The organism is Chitinimonas violaceus (assembly GCF_052601015.1).
Genome location: NZ_JBQXDJ010000174.1, coordinates 1 through 1,420, shown reverse-complemented (window position 1 = coordinate 1,420; position 1,420 = coordinate 1). Strand labels below are relative to the sequence as shown.

Below are 1,420 nucleotides of genomic sequence, written 5' to 3'. Positions count from 1 at the left end.
GATTGGATCTGGTTCTACAATCACGAACGCCCTAACATGGCCTTGGGCGGTATTACCCCAATACAGCGGCTGGCCATGGTCGCATAGCGCTACTTCTGACTCCCCTTAAAAATGGGGGGATTACCATCTAGCTGTCGAAATCACCGGTGGAGAGATCAATGACTGTACACCGATGCCTGAACTGATCGCACAACTGCCGTCTGCAGAGGCCATCGTGGCAGACAAGGATTATGACAGTGAGCGCATTCGTGAACAGATTGAAGTAAAGGGCGCACGACCAATAATTTTCAGGAGGTACAGCTCGGTGAAGGGAAATGCCAATCTGGACAAAGGGTAATATCGCTACTGGCATTCGGTCGAGAATGCCTTTGCACGACTGAAGCATTACCACGCAGTGGCGTTTCGTTTCGACAAGTTAAAGCGAAACTACGAAAGCATGTTTACCATAGCTTGTTGGTCTTATGGTTACTCATGTGAAATGTCAATAGGTTCTAACCCAATAGGCTCTAACCGAATTTGCAAATAACCAACGACTAATTTTTACCACAAGCCATTACACCTTAAGGGGCGAAGTAGAGCTGAAGATTATCTAGCGAAATTTGTTTCTGTGGTGTGCCAAGGTCTACCACGACGTAATTAAACGTTTCACCCTTCTTCACTTCTATTGGAAAAGCATTTAGTACATCTACCTTACCGCTTGATCCTTCACAATTTGATTCCTGAACACCCTTGTCATTAGGTTTTATTGAAATAATCTCTGAACGTTATTGACCTAGATAGAGCTGCGTTGGTAGGTAAGGAAGACAATTGTCGCTTGTACGGTCGTAAACGAGGGCCGCCACGCTTCTCAAGGGCTTGGCGCTGTAGATGACAAGATAACGCTCCCCTGTTTCACTAGGCGATTGCATGAGGAGCTTACTGCCAAACAGTTCGTTAAGCACTTTGCCATGATCCGTGGAATCTTTTGGCCATGGTACGCTGGAAAGCTGCATAGGCTTACCCATTTCCTGCTCAGGCTGATTCGTCAGACCTACTTGAGCCCCCCTGCTTCAACCTCAACTCGCCGTTTTGCCAAGTTGTAATGTTATCCAACTTTTCGAAATCAATACTAACGAGTTTAGGTTTTTGTGAGCGACGCTTTTGACCCTGGGCAGCCACGAAGTTATGCAATGCTCGAACAGCATCCCACTTCGCCATAGTGTCCCAATCGTAAAGGGCTTGTTTATCCACTGGTTGATTGGGATCTTGTGTCACTTTAGTTGGATCGTCATCAGCACCTTGTGCCGTACCGATGAATGACCTGTCCTGACAACCGTAGACACACCCACTTCAAATGCAGACCAATTGCCTGCTGAATTTTTCTGCAAACACCGCCGGTGCCAAATTACCTAGCCGAGAGTGGCGTCGTTGGCGGTTGTAA

General features: G+C 47.0%; 1 pseudogene. It reads left to right on the top strand.

The features are described from left to right. Window positions 1–136 precede the first annotated feature (136 nt). Window positions 137–477 (top strand): annotated as a pseudogene (locus ACUHMQ_RS20735) (transposase); the annotation flags it as partial. Window positions 478–1,420: the final 943 nt, after the last annotated feature.